The sequence below is a fragment of the Legionella sp. 227 genome (assembly GCF_043161935.1).
Lineage (GTDB): Bacteria > Pseudomonadota > Gammaproteobacteria > Legionellales > Legionellaceae > Legionella > Legionella sheltonii.
On record NZ_CP171154.1, the window covers coordinates 2,413,452 to 2,433,086 of the forward strand.

Sequence of the window (19,635 nt, forward strand, 5' to 3'; positions counted from 1 at the left end):
TATTAAATTAATACACACAAAATTCTAAAATAGCAAATTCCAATTGAGTGGATTGACGATCGATACAGTTCCTTTAGGGTTTTACCCAATTTTGGGAGTAATAATAATAGTCTCTGATTTCCTGTTGAATCTCAGTTGCTGATATTCCTACTTTAAATTGCATGAGAAGCATTTTGACGCTATCAAGACGTTGCTGAAGAATAGTCACTAAAGAATGTGAGTTTTTCTCTGGCTTCCCATAAAATTCTGCATTTAAATGAGATTTCAAATCGTTTGTTTGTATCGAGGAATCTAAAGTAATTGCGTTGAATGATTGTAATAAGGCGTCTTCTAATAAACGAGGATCTTGAGCCATGTTTTTCTCCGCTGTGGTAATTGCCTCACAAAAACCTTCAAGCATGGAGCGGCTAATTTTATCTTCTTGAGACATATCAAATAAATCAGCAATTATCGTATGAGGTAAAAGAGGGGCAACCAATTTATCAAAAGGTAAGGCATAACCATGACGATAATGTTCACGATAGTTTTGTCCGAAAAATGAATAAGCTACTTTTTTAGTTGGAGAAAAATCAGGATCATCAAAAGCCAGTGTATCTGTATGTCTTCCCTTATAACTTAGAGTGCCTCCACAACCAAAATCAACAATAGCAGCTCGCCTTACATGATTTTTATCCTCACAATAGCCTGAATTGAGCAATTTGGAATTTAATAAATCCCATAAATTAAAAACGAGTGCTACTGCGTACAATTGGCCTAGAAATCGTGCTTCTTCAGAGGTAAGTGATAAATCATCACGTTTAGGTAATTGTTCGCGTTCGAATAATGGTTTCGTTTTGACTGCTTCTTTTTGCGATAAAAATTCAGAAAAACTATTGATGAATTTTGAAATGACACCAATGGATTTGTCTTTATCTACATGTAGGTAATTTTCAGGGACTTCTAAAATCCCCTCAAACATTTTTTTTGCCATCCGCGGAATTAAAATTTCCAGAAAGGCACTTTCAAGTTTAATTGAAAAAATATGTTCCATGGTGTCAAAGGAGGGTTTTTGCAGTTCCTGATGAGAAAGATATCCTTTAAATACGTCTTCTATAGTTAAAACATCTGGCTTTTTAATCAGATAATAGGTCCCAAATTGATCACTTAATATTCTTTTTTCAGTGATTCCCTTTGATAAAGAGGAGGCAATTTTATCAGGCAGCTTTTCTTTTTTTACTTCTTTGAGCTCAATATCATGATGAAGCGTTGGCATGATTATCTCCTACAAAAAAAGTAATGAACGTAGGGGCTATGTACCATTCTACTAATTTGGCTCAAGCCAGCGAATTGAAAACAGCCCTTATTGTTGTTGGTTATTTATTTCATACTAAAATTATCGTTGAGTAAAAAATGCTTTATTATTTTCATCTTATTACAGAAAGAATGAAAAAGGCACTATTTTAGCTTGGCTGGGTCCACTGATAGGGAATAAATCGATGGTAAAAATAAAATGCTGCTTAAAGAGGTTAGAAGCCCCCCAAACACAGAGCGAATTTTTAGGAACCATAGTTGGAAGAATAGATGAATATGCTCGGCGTTACATATATTGGCCCCCATTGATATCCAGGTTAGAACCTGTGATAAATCCCGCATTTTCACTCACTAAAAAAGATACGGCGTTGGCAATTTCTTCAGGTTTTCCAAGGCGTCCTACTGGAATGCTCTTGGTAATTTTATCAATGACTTCTTTTTTCATAGTGGCCAGCATTGAAGTTTCAATATAACCGGGAGAAATAGTATTCACGGTGATCCCTTTATTTGCAACTTCCAGCGCTAAACTCTTAGTGAATCCAAATAAGGCGGATTTGGTAGCAGCATAATTACATTGACCCAATTGTCCTTTTCGGCCATTAACGGATGAAATACTCACGATACGCCCGAATTTTTTTTCTATCATGAAAGGAAGTACATTACGGGTGATATTGAATGTGCTTGTTAAATTGGCATCAATTACTTGTTGCCAATGATGTGGTTCCATTTTTTTTAGACTGACATCGCAGGTAGAACCGGCGTTATTTACTAAAATATCAATACGACCAAAGCGTTCTATAACAGAGTTTGTAATTGCTTCACAATCAGAAAAATTGACTAGGTTTGCAAAAAGAATTTCGATATTATAACCTGCTTTTTTTTGCAGGGTTTGCCATTGCAATACTTCGTCATGTTTGCCATTCTTAAAGTAACAGCCAACAACCTTATAATTCGCTGCGAGACGTCTGCAAATTGCAGTACCTATCCCTCCAGTACCACCGGTAACAAGAGCTACTTTTTTTTCCATAAATAAACCTCCTGCTAAAAAATTGGATGTTTTTTCTATTTGCTCAATTAAATTGTTTTGTTATTATTCAAATCGTTATCGTAATATGACTAATGGGGTTTACACAGCTGAGGTAAACCCTAATAAACTCAAAAACCTCAGTGCGTCACAATAGATAGAAAAAACTGCTAAAATTATAATAAGAGTGAATTTTGTGATGAAGGAACCGGAGTTATCAAGACAACGAACCCATTGTAATTGGATTCTGTTTGGGAATAGCAATATCCTGTTGTATGAATTACTTGCTTTCAACTTAGTACTCATTCACTAAGGAAATAGAGATGGATTTCACCGATGCTGCAGTTTTTATCGTAGATGATGATCCTGAGCTTTGCCAAGCGCTTCGTTGGTTATTTGAATCAGTAAACATCCCCGTATACACCTTCAGTAATGCGAAGGAGTTTCTTGAACATTATGATATGAAGCAAAGAGGGTGCTTGATTATTGATGTGCGTATGCCAGTCATGAGTGGCTTGGAGTTACTAGAGCAGCATCTGAATGTATCAAAATCGCAACTTTTAGTGATTATGATTACGGGTTATGGTGATATTCCAATGGTTGTTCGTGCAATGAAAGCCGGAGCATCCGATTTTATTCTTAAACCAGTGAATCATCAGCATTTACTTGAAATTACGCAAAAATTGCTTAAAAAAACGTATAATTATCCCCTCCAATCTCAATCTGATTTTTTTGAACGTCTTGAACGACTAACCAAACGTGAGCGGCAAGTGATGGATTTTGTTATTGAGGGAAAATTAAATAAGCAAATTGCTCATGAGCTTGATATATCGATATCCACTGTAGAAGTTCATCGTGCAAATGTCATGCGGAAAATGGAGGCTAAGACATTGGCTGAGCTCATTAAAATTAATCTAATTCACACGCTTCATGGTGATAATTCTAATACCTTAGGTGAGATACAATAAAATAACATTTTTTTGTAAACCACTTTACTTACTCCAGGTTTTCATAATTTCCAATCAAGAAATGTTTTATAAACATCCAAAATGGTAAAATAACTTTTTATTTGGGTAACAAAAGGATATTATTTGTTTTTTTGTAAGTTAGGGAGTAAACCATGTCAAAATTTCCAAATAGAACTGCTTTTGAACTGCGTCAATATTTTAAACAATTGACCTTGGGCCAATTACTCGAAATTAACCGCTCATACGGACCGCATTTTGAGCAGTTGGAAGAACGAATTGAGCGCTGCAATAAAAACATAGTTGATGCGCAAGAACGTTTGGAGCGGTTTGAGGAAAGAAAACAAGCGCATCTAAATAATTATGACACAGTAGAAACCTCCGAAGCAGCATATCGCGCGCAGTTAAATAGCGTACTTGCAGATTCCAGCAGGACTGATCGTTTTCTTGGAAGACAAGCGGCGGGTGCTTCACCGATGGAGCAGTATGATTATCAAAAGTTGCATTTAGTCACCGAAATTTCAAATCACTCTGAAAAAATTGATCATTTGATTCAGCTTTTGACTGCCTTAGAGCAAAAGAAAACGGATGCGATTTCTGAATTAAGAATTTTAAATCGAGTTATTACAGAAAAGAGAGCCGAAATTTTAAATCAGGTTACCCCAGGAGCGAGTGAATATAATACTGAACGGGCTAATAGAATGTAGCAAATGCCCAAGTCCGTCATCTTGATGAATTTCGAGCCACGGGTTGGAGATCCCTCACTACGTTCGGGATGACGTGTCACGAACCCCGTCATCCTGGAGCGTGCGACTGTGACATTTTATGTTCCAGGAGAGCCTACTCTAAAATATCTTCAGTATATATAAAATTGTCCTTTGCTTTCTTCATTAGTATCTTAAACTGTTGTAAATGTTTCTCGGTTGTTGTTGAGGAATTTAAAACAAACTCTGAAACACATAACGCAAAGATAAGCCTTCGTAGGTCCCAAATTGTTTCTTGGAAAAGGTCTACCCTTTTTTTGGTTTCGGCACTGATTTTTACTTCAAGTTTCAAGTTCTCAGAACTAATTGCGATAGGAGCACAATGTTTAATGACTTGGCCACGCAATTTTTCAACAAAAATAAAGGTATTAATTTTTTTAGCTCGGCATTTGACGATTTGCTGCATGGTATCGTTAAAAAAATTGTATACCATCATTTGGTGAAATAAATAAAGTTTTTGTGAATAACGATAGGCTTGAAATAAAAAATAATCGCCAACCAAAACAATAAAAACGCCAATCAGCGTACATATCCCTCGATTCAGTACCATTTCAAATGGCCCCTCGGGGGAGTTTGCGTCGGTTGTTTGCGCTAAAAGCAAAAAAACGACAAGCGTAATGAAAAAAACACTGATATCGTACCGTCTTGTATTTAATGCTGTGACAGCTAATCCAATGATCGCGACAATAAATACAATCGGGATTAATCGATAATTTACCTGCATTAGATAAATCAAGGGAATTAAAACGAACAACGCGGCAAAAGTACCCCCAATACGATGGATGGCTCTTCTAATAATTAACCCAGGTTCGATTCCCGCACTGACCATAATTACGGTCAGCAAAACCCACCACTTGTGAGGAATAGTCGTAAATAAATAAACCCACATGGCGACCATAAACATAATTGTCAATTGAGTAAACCGTGCGTAATCAAGCTTCTTTTTTAGTTTTTCCGCAGTGAGCATAATTTATTCCAACGGAGAAAAGCCAGTTGCAGACAGCGGGCAATATAAAACTGCAATTGGGTTTTAGGGGCTACATATAGGGTCGGCGTGCCGCATGGAGTATAAGTTTTCATATTATGTCTCAGCCGAGAAAGATTATTTTTGACACCATGCCAAAATAATTCACTCTTGGTCTCATAATATAAATTGTCCAAAGAATGTTGAATGTTTCGGATGTATACTGAAACCCGATAAGTTTGCATTACGTACTTCTTGGGAAGCAGTCGCCGATAATTTCGAACCATTCCTAAATGTTGAATTTCTTCTCCTATAGGGCTTTTACGATCTTGATTCAGGGCCGAATCAATATCTTCTTCGAGGTATAAAATGAATTTTTGCAGCGCCTTATTCCATATGATCAAATACATATTTGGAAAAAATCTCAAACAAATTAAGGTCGTGGTTATTGATAACGCAGTGGATGAAATAAAACCATACGCTACTTCAAGATTTGCAGGTGGTTCGGTGCTTAGAACAACGGCTCCGGTAGCGATAAGCAGCATGGATAAACTTTTTAACGCATAGAAATATTTTAATACGCAAAAATAGGTTACTGCGAAGACAAATATTGAAAAAAAGAAAAAGACGCCACGGAATGGGTAAACAAGATAAAAAGACACACTAATGAGGATCACTGCAATTCCGATAAAAATCAGTAACCATTCCTTTTCTTTAAAGGTAGGAAGCACTGGCGCTTCATAGAGGGACAACAAAAGAAAAGGTGAAAAAAAAGCCAGAAAACTGACGGGTTGAAATAACCAATAAACATACACTTGTACTGTCGCAACAACAAGAGACTTATAAAGAGTGATCCTTTGTAAGGCATATGGATCAACCTTATCAAGCCATTGCTCAAACTTTGATATAGACATAAGCACTTGTTCCAAGACGTAGTGGGTAATCGGGATCGGGATCAGTGATTCGGATAATCACCGGCAGTCTTTGTGGTAATAAGATCCATTGATTTTCGTTGATGACATTTTGTAACTGAGTGCGGTTATCCACTAACTGCCTATTGGCCGACCAATAATCAGAGTCAATCACACCATGAAACATTTTTCTTCCCAAATACATTCTAGGGAATACCAATACCTTCGAACCTTTACGCACCTGACCTAAATCGGTTTCGTTAAAGTTTGCTTGAATGTAAATATTATCTGTATCAACTAAAGAAAAAAGTGGTTGGTTCATATTTACCGGTGTTCCGACACTAAAAAACAAATTTTGAATAATGCCATTACTTTGCGCATATACATCGGTTTGTTCCAAGTTGACCTTCGCATTTTTTAAACGGGCATACAGGGATTTAATTTCATTTTCTTGGGCTCTTATCTGGTGCTGATCAATTTCTAGTTGTTTTAAAGCCGCATCCCATCTGTCTTTAGCTGCTTTTGTTTCTTGCTGCGAATTTTGTAAGGTAATCAGCGATACCGATTTTAATAAATAACCTTTACGAAATTTTTGGTCATCCAACTTGAGTTTAATGTAATTCCTTTGCTCATTTTGACTGAGTTTGAGATGGCGTTCATAGGTTGCTTTTAAAGCAGCAAGTCTTGCTTCTGCGCCTGCTAAGTCTGCGCTGAGTTGTTCTAGGGCATAGATATAGGGTTTTTGAAATACAGTGAAAAGCTTTTGGCCTTTTTTGACAAAATCACCATTTTTTATATAAAGATTTGTAATATAACCATTTGCAAGGGCTGCGACAGGGCGCACATTATTGACGACAAATGCATTATCGGTAAAAGGAAATAAAAAAGAAAAAAGATAGATAATTGTCGTTAAAAAGCCAATAAAAATGATGATATTGGCTATAGTGAGCCAGTGTTTTAATCGAGTAAAACCTTGTTTAATGTGTATACGAGTTCGAGTAAATTTTATCATAAAATATACGGTCAGCCTTAAAATGAGTATGTAGATACTGTCTTTAAAAGCAAGTTAAATGTTCATTAAAAGCTTGCTTATTTTTTAAGACACCGAAAATAATGTGAGCTAACTTGCGCATCACAGCACAAATGATTGTTTTCGGTGTTTTGCCTTTCGCTTGAAGTTTATTAGCAAAAGGAAGCAGCGATTTATTGTAACGTTTGGCAACTAAAGCAGCCATGTAAAGAGCCTTTCTTAATCGGCTGTCACCGAGTCTCGAAATCGTAGTTTTGCCGATAAAAGAACCTGATTGATGTTGTTTGGGAGTAATCCCCATATAGGCAGCGAATTGTTTTGCTGTTTGGAAGCATTGTACTTCAGGCATACGTGCCAATATCTGATAGGCAGTAAGTTTTCCAATACCCTTAATAGACAGTAATAATTCAAATTGCTCTCTAAGCTGCTTATTATTATCAATGCGTTCATCAATTTGTTGTTGAATGGCTTTAATTTCTTGTTCCAGCTTCTCAATCATTTTCTTGACGCTTTTCTGTGCTGCATGTCCCTTAAGGCTATGTAGTTGATTCGTTAATTGAATGACCTGGGCTTTTAGCATATCCAATACTTTAGTTAACTCTCTTATTTCTTTTTGCTCTATAGAGCTTGGCTGATAAAGGCGGGGTTCCATACGTTGACCAAATTGGGCAATGATTTTTGCATCAATCGTATCATTTTTATTGCGTGCTAGGGAGGCTTTGGCAAAGCTCTTAATTTGAAAGGGATTAATGACACTCACTCGAATTCCTTTTTCCGTTAAGAAGTCAGCAAGCCCCTCGCTGTAATGACCAGTTGCTTCCATACAGACCCAAGGAGATATTGTGTGTTGCTCAAGCCATTTATGAAATGCTTGATATCCTTGTTTGTTATTAGGAAAAACAGCATGTTTGTAACGGTTATTGATTGCTAGAGCACTATCAAACTTATCCTTAGCGATATCAACACCTATAAAATCATATGCACTCATGCTAATCTCCAATGGCTGTAAAAAATACTTGAGGTTATTTATCATTGACCAAGCTTGCGAATACAGGCTTACTTTGACGAGAGCGGCCTAAGATACTGTTCGGTCGATTGATAAGTGGGGAGAAGGTCCTAATCTACACATCAGGCTTTTATGCCTTGCCCGGTTACAAGATCACTTCTCCCATCTCAAGTGCCCTTGAGATTAAGCTTTTTTGCTTACAGATTAAAGATACAAGCCCGGGATAGAGCACAGCGAAAAATCCTTCATCCCGAGTGACACAAGGAATCTCGCATCGTAACACGGTGCTACACCATGCAGATCCCTGGTGCCAATCTGGATGTAAGCCCCTAAAATGCAGTGAAGCTACGACTATTCCCAATAACTAGTTACTGTAAGCATATCCTCCAGCCAAGTCTTGATACAAAATAACCAATGACATAGCAAGTTCCAATTTAGCTTGATTCGTTGAGAGTGCCAAGTTATCCAAATAGATTTTGCTTTGTAATAATTCTTTGTAAGAAAGAAGCCCTGTTTTTAGCAGACCTTGTTGCAATTTATATTTATGGCGATAATTTTTTTCAGCGCGTAAATAAGCCACAAATTTTTCATTCATGCGCCTATTGGCAGAGTAATCGCTATCAACTTCTCTTAAAATTCGTTTCACTGTTTTATTAAATTCGGAAACTCGAGCATTATAAGCTCCTTTGCTTGCTGCAATTTTACCAAGAGAACTTGGTGGAATAGTCCAATTAACGTAGGCATCCGTTGCCTGAGCAAAGTTACTATGGGGTAGATGTACGTCACCAAGAAAGTCATCGAGTTGTAATCCAGGGAAAAAATCACTGTAAGCCACTTTAATTCCTTCATGAGAAGCTTTTAATGCATATTGAGCCATTTTCAAATCAGGACGATTATTTAATACCGTAGCAGGTAGGCTGCCAGGTTTAAAGCGAGAAAAATCAATTTTTGAGAAGTTATGTTTATTTTTAACGTTCCCTGGATTTGCATTAATCAAATAACGAAGTGCATTTTCACTGAATACGATATTATACAAAACAGGTTTCATTTGGGCTGCAACAAGTTGCTCATCGGTTTGCAATTGGCTTAAAGTAATTTCATTTTCTAATCCAATTTTAATTTCTCCTTCGCTCAATTTAACGAGTGATTTTAAGTCATTATCTAATTGTTGTAATAATCTCAATTGTTCTAATTGAGCGATTAATGTGAAATAAGCTGATGCTACTTGAGCAATTAATGTAAGACGTGTTGCATCAATTGCAGCGAGACGATATTGAACATTATACGTAACTTGTTTCTGTTGCGTATAAAGTTTCATAATATTCAAAAAATAATAGGGCCATACTCCTAAAAATGCCCCAGGCGCCCCCAGTGCGGGGTTTGTGGAATAACCAGCAAATATTTGTACTATAGGTATCCAGCTAAGCTTAACTTGCTGCAATTCGCCTTGTGCTTGTTGTAAGTTTCCTAGAGCAATATGAATGTCCATATTGTTCTTTAAGCCAGTCTCAATCAATTGATTTAACTCGTCATCATGAAATTGCTGCCACCAGGCAACATAGGGTAAATCATTTACCGGCTTATAATTTTTAGTACTGGAAGGAAATTTATTAGGTGGTGAGAAGATTGGCTGTTCAACCCGTTTATTGCAGCTTAACAATCCTGTTAACAATAATATTAAAAGTGTTATTTTTTTTAGCATGAACCAATCATCGTATGGAATAGGGGTATTTTTATCATTGTAATTTGAATAGTTATATCATTTAGATATTCTTATATTCCTTGAAATGATTAGCTTTAGTCAACTACCGCACTTTATTCTTTACATTGACATCCAAAAAAGTTTTCTCTATATTCTATTGCATCCACGCAAGTTGATGATTACATCTATTCTCGAGTCCCTCCCGATTTGTAATGTCTTATTCAACTTGTAGGGCGAGGGATACTTTGATTCTTTTTAAGGTATCTCTATGCTCAATGACATTTCAATGTTGAAACGTACATCCATTTCAATCAATCTGGATGATTTTCCTGGGGGAGTGGCTGCATGGGGTGCTTTACCTGCAGTGTTTGATAGCCACGATAAGAAATTTGATCGCGGTGTTCATATTCATGCAAGAATGGCTCACTCGCGCAAAAAAATCATAGACCAATCTTTCCCGGAAGTTGAGCTCATCTGGCAAGAAAAAACGATGACACTTACTGAAGAGTGTGCTCTAAGTTACACCATGAGCTCAATTTTTGATTTTGATATCGTGAGTTTGAATTGCAGTCATTGCGGCGCAGAAATACTTGATAAAGACTTGGCCTCAGTTCTCCCTTCTTTTGAACATTATTGTACCTTTTGTGGCGGTTTAACCTTAACCAACAGGCGTTGTGTTGCAAATCCGGTGATTCGATTCAAAGAGATACTTGATGATAAATTAGTAAAGCGACCCTCGATAATGCCGCAACGTAAAATATATTTAGACAGCACACGATATCCAGGTGGATTTCAGATTTGGGGGGCAAATCCTTCAATTATTTGGACGGCACCACGTTTGGAAGAAAGTGCAATTCATGTCCACGCGTACAATAGTGAAAAAAAGCGCGTTATCGATAACACGTATAGCGAAGTTTGGGTCAATGGAATTCTTCTGGATATTGAAATGGTACGTGTATTGCAAATTCAAAAAGCAATTCCTCAACTCAAACTCTATTTAACTAGTCTAAGCTGTCCTAGTTGCTATCACGCTCATTTTGATACAGAAGTTCTTGCTGTAGTTCCTCATCAGCAACACCAATGCGAACAATGTAATACGGTGTTTACTACTTCCAAGAGTATTAGTAATCCATCTATAGCCATTTTAAACCAATTAACTGACTTAACAGATAAGGTATTAGAAAATGAATCAATTGGTGAAAACTATTTTTAAAGCCGGTGCATTAATTTTTGATGCACAGCATCGAGTATTGGCAGTACATAAACGTGGGAAACCACCCAATGAGTATATTGTCCCTGGAGGTAAGATTGAATGTGGAGAAACGGATGAAGACGCATTAAGAAGGGAATTATTTGAAGAATTGAATGTCGGTGTCCTATCCGTTATTCCTTATGATGAGTTCCAAGCACAGGCTATATATGAAGATGCATTATTGGTGATGCGTACCTATTTTGTGCGTATTGAAGGCATTCCAGTTCCTGGCAGTGAGATTGATCATTTTGTATGGTTAGATGCTCATTTTAAGACGAGCGGACATCAATTTGCTTCAATTTTGGGACAACAGATTTTGCCGCGTTTACTTGCTGAAGGTTATCTGCGTTCGCCTTAAGCATCCCTAATTATTCATCCCAGGTTGAATCATTTAAATGTTCATCCAGAGTTTTACCTGGAGCACATTCTTTTGAGAAATAACCATCGTGACGTTTCAGGTAAAAGCCATTGTAGTAGTCAAGAGCATTTTGTTTCGCAATATTGTCTGGAACCCCAAGCAGTTTTGCTGTGCGATAGTTTCTTTGTACTGCCTCACATTCAGTTTTCGCTTCATTGTATTCACCACGTGCATGCATGCTTTCATGGGTCAGGATATCCAAACTAATCAATTCTTGCATGTTTGCGAGTGCAGGATGGTGAAGATAATCCATTAATAGAGAGCATCTCGGATATTGGATGACAATATATCCAGTTTTAGGATCAGCATGACCATAAACTCTGGGTTCTTCATCAAACAGTGTGTCAAATAAAGTATTGCAATGTACTTTTGCCGGGTGATTTTCAGCAAGTTGGCCGGCTATAGCTGTTAAAAAACGTTCAAAGTGCCAGTGATGATATGGAGGCCATGCAAATAACAAAGCCAAGCTCAGTACCGTGATAAGATATCCTTTGGATATGGGTAAATTGCCTGTGAGCTCTCGAAAAACTAACCAGAAGAAAAATAGAGAAATCAGTGCCCAGAGCATGATGGTCCTTTTCATACTGAGAAACAATACAACCGATATAACATGAATTTTAGTCTAATTGTAGGTTACATTCTGTCTCTATGACACTAGGTAAAGAATTTTTAACTCAATTTGGTCCATTTCTACCTCTCGGGATGTAGGGAGGAGTTATTTTGGCTTAACTTAGTCCTATCAGGATAAGTCCGATTTATTTAAGCGGTTTCTTTTTCAATGCTTCTTTTTCCAGGATTTTCTTAGCTGTTTTATAACCATTTTTCTTATGTTGCTCTATAGTCTCTCTTGAAAAATCAGAGTCCCATGAATAGGGTTCATTTTTTCCTACTTCGCGGATAATTCGCGTGATGGATTGTATGCCCGCATCACCCATTGCTTGAATGTAAGCAGGAAATTGTCTGATTTCTTCAGCCACTTTGGGTTCGCATAAACGCAAAATTTGTTCAATTAGCTTTTTATAGTTGTTGATAAGATCGGTAGTTCGTATGTCTTTTCTTATCTTTTCTGAGTATAAGATCTCATCTTTTCTTGAGAGAACTTCAATCATATTTTGAGGAAGGGCCCGATGCCTTGAATAGAGCTCAACGGTATAAATTTTTTTGTTGGATTGGCCGCAGACATCGAGTGTTGAATCAATTGGTGTATTGCTTATGATTCCCCCATCCCAGTAATGTTTATGATTAATTGTTGTCCATGGAAAGCCTGGAGGCAAACTGCCACTGGCAAGAATATGGTCTAGGGTGATGTTATCCGTGTAACTATCAAACGTTTCAAATTCAGATGTTTCAACATTAACTGCCATGACCAGCAGACGAATGGGGCTGTCCTTTAACGTATCACAATTAATGTATTTGCGTAAAAGATCCTTAACGTAAAAAGTATCGTAAAAACTTGTCCAGTGTATTGGAGATTGAGCGGCACTAAATATTGGCATTGTCCATTTGGGATGAAAGAAGTTAGGGGAGCCCCAAATCATAGCCTGCCAAGAAGAGAGAATACGACGAGTTTGTTCATCGGAAACCTGCAACGTATCCAAAGCAAGATCATTCCAAAAACTTTCTAATGCCTCAGTAGCATGTTTTGGATTTCCAGCAATAATTGCGGAGTTAAATGCGCCTATAGAAATTCCGGAAACAATATCTGGATAAACGCCATGCTCTTCCATGGCCTTGACCACGCCACATTCAAAAGCCCCTAAAGCACCTCCTCCCTGTAGAGTAAGAATTGTTTGGAGTGCAATTTTCTCCAGGCGGAAGTTTACATCAAAAAGCTTTTTTTTATGGGCCTTTATATTTACTCGATTGATAATGAGTGATTCTGCAGCTTTAATTTCTTCTATAGGGCGTCCAGAAAAAAAGGCACCTTGCAACAATCCATCTTTTAAATACAATATTGAGCAATTCCTTTCCTTAATAGATCCTCTTACAATTTGCTCTGTAGCATCTGTTGCATCACCAATAATGACAATATATGTATCAAAGGCATGGAGATTGAAATAGGATGCACTGTGGTAGCTCTTTCTCATTCCCATCATGTTATATGCGGCAATTTTTCCTTGTTTAATCGCATTATCCACTCCTCCATTTCGATGCCCTCTTCTAAATACGGGATCAAAGAAATTAGCAACATCACCCGAGGCGTAGATATCTTTTTTATTTGTTTGTAGGTATTGATCTACTATTATGCCGTCATTGACTTCAATGCCACTGCCTTGGAGAAAATCAGTAACCGGAAAATATTTATCGCTAATGAGGACAAAGTCACATGATAAAATTTTTCCTGTGCTGGTCTCCACTGAGTGAACCTGATTTTTACCGTTAAATTTTGTTACTGTTTGATTGAGGAGTACTTCAACGCCATTTTGAGTTATAAAGGCAGCAACCTCAGCAGAAGAACTGACATTGAACAAATGGAATTCTTCGGTAACAATGGTGACCTTTATCTTTTTTTTGACCAATAAGGAGGCGATCTCAACGCTAATATAGCTTCCTCCCCAAATGACGACTTTTTTTGCATTTTCTATTTCATGAATGATGGGTTGGGCATCGAGAATCGTTTTAAGGTAGTAGATCTTATCTAATTGACTTCCTGGTAGATAAACCCTTTGGGGGCTGCAACCTGTGGCAATAAGCAATTGGTTAAAGTATATGTAGCCAGCCTGATCCGTTTTGACTCTCTTTTTTTCGGTATCAACAGATAGCGCTTTGGTATTAAGTAGAACCTCAATATCATTTTTTCTATAATAATCTGCATCGAATAAAACCAGCTGTTCTTTTTTTCGTGCTCCAATCAAAAATCCTCTAGCGAGTTGAGGACGGAGGTAGGGGAGAAAATTTTCTTCCGATAGTATGGTGATTTTGCCATTAGCACCTTCTTTTCTCAAAGTGTCCGCACTAAATGCGCAGGAAAGTCCTCCGCCAATGAGTAAAAAATCAACTGTTTTTGTCATCTCTTATATCCTTTTATTCAATGACATATATGTGGTTCGGTAAGCATCTGCTCTCTGCAATTTATCGATATCATTCAATGAGACACTGTAAGTATTACCTTAAATTGTATACCTTGGGTATATGAAGAAAGCAAATTCCAGAAATTTTAATTTGAGGTGAATGTAGAGAGAATAGAAGAGAGGTGCTTTAAAAGCGGACAATCCTGGGTGTAGCCAGGATTGTCCTAATCAACCTTTTTATGCATGCAAAGTAAGGCTTAAAAATAATCCTTGGAATGAGAAGTTATTGGTTTCATTGCCAGCAATGCGCTGAGGTCCTAAACCGCCTATTCCAGTAAATCCTCTCAGTGTATCCATAGAACTCAGATATTCATTGATTTGATATCCAACTGCAGCAGTCCATGTTGCTGTATTCGTTAGGGCATGAGTATAGTCCAGACCAATTTTACCAGTAACGCTATTAACAACCCGGTTGCGTTTAGGCCAGTTGAAACTGAAGTTGGTTCCCAGGAAAACTTCTGAGAAGGACTGCATAGAACCTGCCATGAGTGCATAATCAAAATAACCAAGCAAACCAAAACCATAGGCTAGGTCATAATGGCCATCTAAGCTGATTAAAGGACCAGCACCACTGAATTTGCTTGTTACAAGTCCGGGAGCCATAAATGAAAGGTTATGGGTTATCTGCGCATAACGCACCCCAAGAGAGGGACGTATTTTAAATGCACCGGAAGTATCACTGTATTTTCTTCCTACTCGCACATCTGCTTGGTCCACTCTATAAGTTAAATAAGCGTCACTGACCAGTCCTGGAAGAAAAGCTTTGGGGATGGTGGCATCTGGGAATAAAATACTTCCAAATAAAATGGAGCCGTTAGCAAAACTATTTACAGCGTGGGTTCTATTTTTTAAATAAAGATAGTTGACTTCAATATTATTTGCAGACATAGGTATATCATAACCCAGAGCAACACTTCCAGCCCATTGATAATCGGGATCAAAGGGTTTGCTTTCTGCCTGGGTGCCACCAGGTACAACGAATAACCAGCTGTCAGTGACTAAACCAATCCCGGTTTCACTTGGTTGTACATAATACCCAGTACCGCTTACATAGAGGCCGCCGGGGCTTTTAAAGGCGCATAGCATACTCGTGCAAACAGGGCCGTCTTTGTCAATGTATTTGGGAAGCGGAGCAGAAGATGCAGCATTTGCAAAAAATAACCCTAAAAGAGCCAAGGGTAAAAACTTCAATGTCATAAATTTCTCCTTATTAAAATTCTTTGGCACAATACTTTTTTTATGGAATTAAATCAATAAAATTGCTTTATAATTAAATTACTTAATGGATGAAGGAATAAAATTTAATCTAGATGATCTAATGGTAGCGTGGTTGTTTCACAAATCGTTCTCAAAATAAAACTGGATTGTACGCTGGTTACCCCATTGATACGTGTTAGTTTATCTAATAAAAAAGATTGATAGGCATTGAGATCAGGTACAATCACTTTCAATACGTAATCTGCAGATTGTCCGGTGATTAAATAACACTGAACTATTTCAGGAAGAAAACGCACCGCTTCTTCAAACTGATTCATCACGGAAGGCTGATGACTGTTTAATCCAACTAAAACAATCACGGATAATTTTAAACCTATTTTTTCAGGTTCAAGAAGGGCAACCTTTTTCTTGATGTAACCCTGATCTTCTAACAACTTAACTCGGCGAAGACAAGGGGAGGGAGATAAAGCCACCATGTCCGCGAGTTCCTGGTTGTTGATTTGGCAATTGGATTGCAGGATATCAAGAATTTTTTTATCTGTACGGTCCATAATTTTTAAAAATTACATAAATATTTTATATTTTAGCATTCTATTCTAAGAAATAATAATTTTATGAAATTAAAATTCAAATTTATTCATTAACCGCCAATATTTGCAATAAAATTTCACAAAAAATGAATTAGAATATACTGATGCGCAGGTTATAGTCATTGTGCATCAATTGGCTGCTTGTTTTTTCGAGGATTTTTATGTCTACATCACGAATTGTTGCCTGGTTTGTATGGATTGTTGCGTCCATATTTTATGCGTACCAATATGTTCTAAGAGTAATGCCCAATATCATGATGGATGATATTACATCGCAATTTCACATTGATGCGACAGTATTTGGGCAGTTTTCTGGTGTTTATTATCTTGGTTATTCTTTAATGCATTTGCCAATCGGGATTATGCTGGATCGTTATGGTCCAAGAAAAGTGATGACTTTATGCATTTTGCTTCCTGTTGTTGGATTGTTACCTCTTATTTTTGCAGACCATTGGGCCTATCCTCTTATAGGAAGAGCACTCATTGGTATTGGCTCTTCAGCTGCAATTTTGGGGACGTTTAAAATAATACGGATGACGTTCAAAGAACAGCATTTTTCTAGAATGCTCAGTTTTTCTGTGATGATAGGACTGATAGGAGCTGTTTATGGTGGCGGTCCTGTTAGTTATATGTGTCATGCAGTAGGCTATAAAATGGTAGTCGAAGTATTTATTGCTGTTGGACTCATTCTTGCCTGCATCACTTATTTTATTGTACCTGATGAGAAACCTACTTATCAGGCATCAGCCCTTACAAATATTAAAACGGTGTTTACCAACAAAAAAGTAATTTTGCTCTGTTTGTTTGCAGGATTGATGCTAGGTCCACTTGAAGGTTTTTCTGATGTGTGGGGATCGGGCTTTTTAAAACAGGTTTATGGTTTGAATACCTCGACAGCAAATTATTTGCCTTCAATGATTTTCATAGGAATGTGTTTTGGCTCGCCCATTTTAAGTTTAATCGCGGAAAAAACCGGATATTACTTGGGAACGATTATTGCCGCAGGAATAACCATGTTCGTGATTTTCTCCTTACTTATTGCTGGGATGTTAACCGTATCCACTATTACGATATCCTTTATATTGGTTGGAATGTGCTGCGCTTATCAAATCTTGGCGATTTATAAAGTTTCAACTTTTGTGCCAGAGCACCTTGCAGGTTTGACTACGGCGATTGCCAATATGATCATCATGATTTTTGGCTATGCCTTTCATTCAGTGATTGGTTTTGTAATCAATGCAAATGGCGGTATTCGTGAAGCAAATGCTTTTGTTTATGGGGTAGGCGTTATTCCTGTTACCCTGGCAATGGGTGTTATTGGTTTCCTGTTTCTGACGTATCGGGAGAATTATGGCACTGCAAAACTTTATCCTGTAGAGTCTCCTACTTAAAAAAATCCCGGAATGGTAATGGTTTGCCATGTCTGGGATTAAATTGTTTGTTATTGAATAGAATGAGATTCCAGCACTTAAAATAAACGCTAATATCAACTTTTATGATAATTCATGGTCATATGGAAAAATTTATCTTTATCAGCTACTATTTTATGTGTAATCAACATGTTGTGGATGTAATTATAATTCCTTTTAAAATGGGCCGTTAGCTCAGCTGGTAGAGCAGGAGACTCTTAATCTCTTGGTCATAGGTTCGAACCCTATACGGCCTATCAATAGAATCAATGAGTTATGGATTTTTACAGAAAATTTAAATGGTTTAATGGGTACTTTGGTGGGTACTTAGTTCAAGGCCGAAATATGGCAAAGACCTGTAAAGTAAAGTTTAATGAGTATCATGAATACGACTTAACCAAATGAAGGGATTAACAGGTGTTCTAAAATGTCTAGATGCAATTATTGAAAAAATTAATGTGAGATCTTGCCAATCAGTTTCAAAGCAACTGTTCGTCTTTGATGATATTACGAAATCTTTTAGACGGGCCCTTAATTCTTCTAATTTCTTTGGTAAGATAATTGGTGCCTCTACAATCCCAAACTCATTTCCAACGTAACCTGAAAACAACTTATCTTTGATCCCTTTTGCAGGAAACCAAATCTGCAGACAGCATTTTTTTAAATTACTCTCAACAAAATCAAGAAGGTTAGCGTAAACATCTGGGAAGTCCAATATTGCACACCAATAAGCTAAAGTAGGCAATAAATGAGAAGATAAAATCATATCTTCTTTGGTGTATTCATTTCTATACTCAAATTCTATTAGTTTATCAATTGAATCATATGCTATGGGGAACCCTTTACCATAAAGATATGAAAAATGAAATCTACTAATTAGATCATTAAACCATTTTTTAATAAAATTTGATTCACCGGATAAAGCTAAAAAATACACTGCAAGACAAATTTCGATTGTTAAATTATCATAGGCAGGAGATCCAGATATACCGTTATTATTAATTAACTCTATTAAAGACCTTACAATAATTTGGCTGTTATCACATATCCCTGTGCGAGATAACTGAATTAAACCAAGCGTACTTATCAAACCTATTTGTTTAAATACAACTTCAGATGCAGATACTCGTTCATAACAATCCATTGTAATAGCGTTTTTAACATAACAATGAGCATATATTCTACTGAAATATTCACTACTATATTGAAAATAAAGATTAAATATTTCAGCATGCTTATTTATTATTGTTTTATTTTTATCAAGTTTATGAAACTGAATGAAGTGCCAACACTTTAATAAGCAATATTCGGTTGCCATCAATGCGTGGGTTAAGTTGTTGTTTTCTTTAGAATATTCATAAATCATACCTAAACAGACAAGAACTGTGCTTAAGGCTTTCATTGCTTGTTTTTCTAATTTAGGTATTTTTAAATTATGCCATTTACTATTGAAGAAAAGTTCGTTAATCATCAATTTAAAATGATAAAGATCGTAACTTGTGTCTGAAAGGACAACTAATGTCCTTCTCATTTTATTCCGAGCTTCTTCAAAAAATATTGTTTCATTCAATAAAAATTTAAGAATGTCTCTAGAAAGACTGTTTCCATTCCATAAGTCAAATTCATATTGGCTATACTTCCTTTGAAAACCATCCCAATTAGACTTTACATCCTGCATTAATTCTCCACCACAACAGGTAATTATTTTTATAGGCAGTTTTTTATCTGAGTTGCTAAGTTTATTATTAATATAAACATCTATTATTTCATTTAAACTCTCTCTAACGCCTTGTTTAGGAGCATCCCAGGTTGTACGACTAATATTGCCTTGTTTGATAGTAATTAAAAAATTCTTTTTATTACCATCATCAGGATCTACTCCAACTGCGTGAATATCTACACCATCTTGTCTAACTCCTTTTTGGGGACTCGAGCGCACAATCATTCCCATAGAGGCAACAAGCTCTATTATTATTGATTCTAATTCACCATCTTCTTTTAACATACCTAAATATTCTTGG

The 19,635-nt window shown here is 36.8% G+C and carries 17 protein-coding genes and 1 tRNA gene; 6 read left to right on the forward strand and 12 right to left on the reverse strand.

The features are described from left to right. Positions 1–73: 73 nt before the first annotated feature. Both ACF8MK_RS10415 and phbB read right to left on the reverse strand, forming a co-directional pair. On the reverse strand, positions 74–1,252 hold the full coding sequence (locus ACF8MK_RS10415) for a hypothetical protein (protein WP_392536594.1): 1,179 nt from the start codon (positions 1,250–1,252) through the stop codon (positions 74–76). A gap of 324 nt (positions 1,253–1,576) precedes the next feature. Next, complete coding sequence (gene phbB / locus ACF8MK_RS10420; RefSeq protein WP_392536595.1) at positions 1,577–2,317, reverse strand: acetoacetyl-CoA reductase; 741 nt, start codon at positions 2,315–2,317, stop codon at positions 1,577–1,579. 320 nt (positions 2,318–2,637) lie between these two features. Between phbB and ACF8MK_RS10425 the strand changes: the two genes are divergently transcribed. Together ACF8MK_RS10425 and ACF8MK_RS10430 are read left to right on the forward strand one after the other, a co-directional pair. Then, positions 2,638–3,282 carry a response regulator transcription factor gene (locus ACF8MK_RS10425; protein ID WP_392536596.1) on the forward strand — a complete coding sequence of 215 codons (645 nt, stop codon included), beginning with the start codon at positions 2,638–2,640 and terminating at the stop codon, positions 3,280–3,282. Positions 3,283–3,434: 152 nt separating this feature from the next. Next, positions 3,435–3,986: a hypothetical protein gene (locus ACF8MK_RS10430; protein ID WP_392536597.1), complete on the forward strand. Its 552-nt coding sequence runs from the start codon at positions 3,435–3,437 to the stop codon at positions 3,984–3,986. A gap of 133 nt (positions 3,987–4,119) precedes the next feature. On the opposite strand, the gene ACF8MK_RS10435 is transcribed toward ACF8MK_RS10430, so the two are convergent. The 5 genes from ACF8MK_RS10435 to ACF8MK_RS10455 form a co-directional block, all read right to left on the reverse strand. After that, positions 4,120–5,010 (reverse strand): FUSC family protein, encoded by an 891-nt coding sequence (locus ACF8MK_RS10435; protein ID WP_392536598.1) that lies wholly within the window; start codon positions 5,008–5,010, stop codon positions 4,120–4,122. Further along, complete coding sequence (locus ACF8MK_RS10440; RefSeq protein WP_392536599.1) at positions 4,989–5,921, reverse strand: hypothetical protein; 933 nt, start codon at positions 5,919–5,921, stop codon at positions 4,989–4,991. Before ACF8MK_RS10440 ends, ACF8MK_RS10435 begins: the two co-directional genes overlap by 22 nt. After that, a complete protein-coding gene (locus ACF8MK_RS10445; protein ID WP_392536600.1) occupies positions 5,902–6,930 on the reverse strand; it encodes an HlyD family secretion protein in 1,029 nt (342 codons plus the stop codon). The genes ACF8MK_RS10440 and ACF8MK_RS10445 overlap by 20 nt, the downstream gene beginning before the upstream one ends. A 43-nt stretch (positions 6,931–6,973) precedes the next feature. Then, on the reverse strand, positions 6,974–7,936 hold the full coding sequence (locus ACF8MK_RS10450; protein WP_392536427.1) for an IS110 family transposase: 963 nt from the start codon (positions 7,934–7,936) through the stop codon (positions 6,974–6,976). Between the two features lie 382 nt (positions 7,937–8,318). Next, entirely contained in the window at positions 8,319–9,656 is a 1,338-nt protein-coding gene (locus ACF8MK_RS10455) for a TolC family protein (protein WP_392536601.1), read from the reverse strand. Positions 9,657–9,942: 286 nt separating this feature from the next. Here ACF8MK_RS10455 and ACF8MK_RS10460 point away from each other — a divergent pair, with 286 nt between their 5' ends. Both ACF8MK_RS10460 and ACF8MK_RS10465 read left to right on the forward strand, forming a co-directional pair. Beyond that, entirely contained in the window at positions 9,943–10,869 is a 927-nt protein-coding gene (locus ACF8MK_RS10460; RefSeq protein ID WP_392536602.1) for a hypothetical protein, read from the forward strand. Beyond that, the gene (locus tag ACF8MK_RS10465) at positions 10,841–11,266 is read left to right on the forward strand and encodes an NUDIX domain-containing protein (RefSeq protein ID WP_392536603.1); all 426 of its coding nucleotides are present in this window, start codon (positions 10,841–10,843) and stop codon (positions 11,264–11,266) included. Before ACF8MK_RS10460 ends, ACF8MK_RS10465 begins: the two co-directional genes overlap by 29 nt. Before the next feature lie 10 nt (positions 11,267–11,276). On the opposite strand, the gene ACF8MK_RS10470 is transcribed toward ACF8MK_RS10465, so the two are convergent. The 4 genes from ACF8MK_RS10470 to ACF8MK_RS10485 all read right to left on the reverse strand — a co-directional run bounded on the left by ACF8MK_RS10470 (position 11,277) and on the right by ACF8MK_RS10485 (position 16,166). Beyond that, positions 11,277–11,894, reverse strand: a complete 618-nt coding sequence (locus ACF8MK_RS10470; protein WP_265702748.1) for a hypothetical protein — start codon at positions 11,892–11,894, stop codon at positions 11,277–11,279. A gap of 187 nt (positions 11,895–12,081) precedes the next feature. Then, the gene (locus tag ACF8MK_RS10475; RefSeq protein ID WP_392536604.1) at positions 12,082–14,337 is read right to left on the reverse strand and encodes an FAD-dependent oxidoreductase; all 2,256 of its coding nucleotides are present in this window, start codon (positions 14,335–14,337) and stop codon (positions 12,082–12,084) included. Between the two features lie 237 nt (positions 14,338–14,574). Next, positions 14,575–15,594, reverse strand: a complete 1,020-nt coding sequence (locus ACF8MK_RS10480; protein WP_392536605.1) for an Lpg1974 family pore-forming outer membrane protein — start codon at positions 15,592–15,594, stop codon at positions 14,575–14,577. 104 nt (positions 15,595–15,698) lie between these two features. Further along, a complete protein-coding gene (locus tag ACF8MK_RS10485) occupies positions 15,699–16,166 on the reverse strand; it encodes an Lrp/AsnC family transcriptional regulator (protein ID WP_392536606.1) in 468 nt (155 codons plus the stop codon). A gap of 200 nt (positions 16,167–16,366) precedes the next feature. Between ACF8MK_RS10485 and ACF8MK_RS10490 the strand changes: the two genes are divergently transcribed. Further along, positions 16,367–17,596: an MFS transporter gene (locus ACF8MK_RS10490; RefSeq protein WP_392536607.1), complete on the forward strand. Its 1,230-nt coding sequence runs from the start codon at positions 16,367–16,369 to the stop codon at positions 17,594–17,596. 202 nt (positions 17,597–17,798) lie between these two features. Further along, positions 17,799–17,871: transfer RNA gene (locus ACF8MK_RS10495), tRNA-Lys, on the forward strand. 113 nt (positions 17,872–17,984) lie between these two features. Here ACF8MK_RS10495 and ACF8MK_RS10500 read toward each other — a convergent pair. Then, positions 17,985–19,619 carry a hypothetical protein gene (locus ACF8MK_RS10500; protein ID WP_392536608.1) on the reverse strand — a complete coding sequence of 545 codons (1,635 nt, stop codon included), beginning with the start codon at positions 19,617–19,619 and terminating at the stop codon, positions 17,985–17,987. Positions 19,620–19,635: the final 16 nt, after the last annotated feature.

Bases quoted from the DNA above. Each gene is read 5' to 3' on its own strand.
- ACF8MK_RS10415 (WP_392536594.1), bottom strand. From the start codon at position 1,252: ATGCCAACGCTTCATCATGATATTGAGCTCAAAGAAGTAAAAAAAGAA.
- phbB (WP_392536595.1), bottom strand. From the start codon at position 2,317: ATGGAAAAAAAAGTAGCTCTTGTTACCGGTGGTACTGGAGGGATAGGT.
- ACF8MK_RS10425 (WP_392536596.1), top strand. From the start codon at position 2,638: ATGGATTTCACCGATGCTGCAGTTTTTATCGTAGATGATGATCCTGAG.
- ACF8MK_RS10430 (WP_392536597.1), top strand. From the start codon at position 3,435: ATGTCAAAATTTCCAAATAGAACTGCTTTTGAACTGCGTCAATATTTT.
- ACF8MK_RS10435 (WP_392536598.1), bottom strand. From the start codon at position 5,010: ATGCTCACTGCGGAAAAACTAAAAAAGAAGCTTGATTACGCACGGTTT.
- ACF8MK_RS10440 (WP_392536599.1), bottom strand. From the start codon at position 5,921: ATGTCTATATCAAAGTTTGAGCAATGGCTTGATAAGGTTGATCCATAT.
- ACF8MK_RS10445 (WP_392536600.1), bottom strand. From the start codon at position 6,930: ATGATAAAATTTACTCGAACTCGTATACACATTAAACAAGGTTTTACT.
- ACF8MK_RS10450 (WP_392536427.1), bottom strand. From the start codon at position 7,936: ATGAGTGCATATGATTTTATAGGTGTTGATATCGCTAAGGATAAGTTT.
- ACF8MK_RS10455 (WP_392536601.1), bottom strand. From the start codon at position 9,656: ATGCTAAAAAAAATAACACTTTTAATATTATTGTTAACAGGATTGTTA.
- ACF8MK_RS10460 (WP_392536602.1), top strand. From the start codon at position 9,943: ATGTTGAAACGTACATCCATTTCAATCAATCTGGATGATTTTCCTGGG.
- ACF8MK_RS10465 (WP_392536603.1), top strand. From the start codon at position 10,841: ATGAATCAATTGGTGAAAACTATTTTTAAAGCCGGTGCATTAATTTTT.
- ACF8MK_RS10470 (WP_265702748.1), bottom strand. From the start codon at position 11,894: ATGCTCTGGGCACTGATTTCTCTATTTTTCTTCTGGTTAGTTTTTCGA.
- ACF8MK_RS10475 (WP_392536604.1), bottom strand. From the start codon at position 14,337: ATGACAAAAACAGTTGATTTTTTACTCATTGGCGGAGGACTTTCCTGC.
- ACF8MK_RS10480 (WP_392536605.1), bottom strand. From the start codon at position 15,594: ATGACATTGAAGTTTTTACCCTTGGCTCTTTTAGGGTTATTTTTTGCA.
- ACF8MK_RS10485 (WP_392536606.1), bottom strand. From the start codon at position 16,166: ATGGACCGTACAGATAAAAAAATTCTTGATATCCTGCAATCCAATTGC.
- ACF8MK_RS10490 (WP_392536607.1), top strand. From the start codon at position 16,367: ATGTCTACATCACGAATTGTTGCCTGGTTTGTATGGATTGTTGCGTCC.
- ACF8MK_RS10500 (WP_392536608.1), bottom strand. From the start codon at position 19,619: ATGTTAAAAGAAGATGGTGAATTAGAATCAATAATAATAGAGCTTGTT.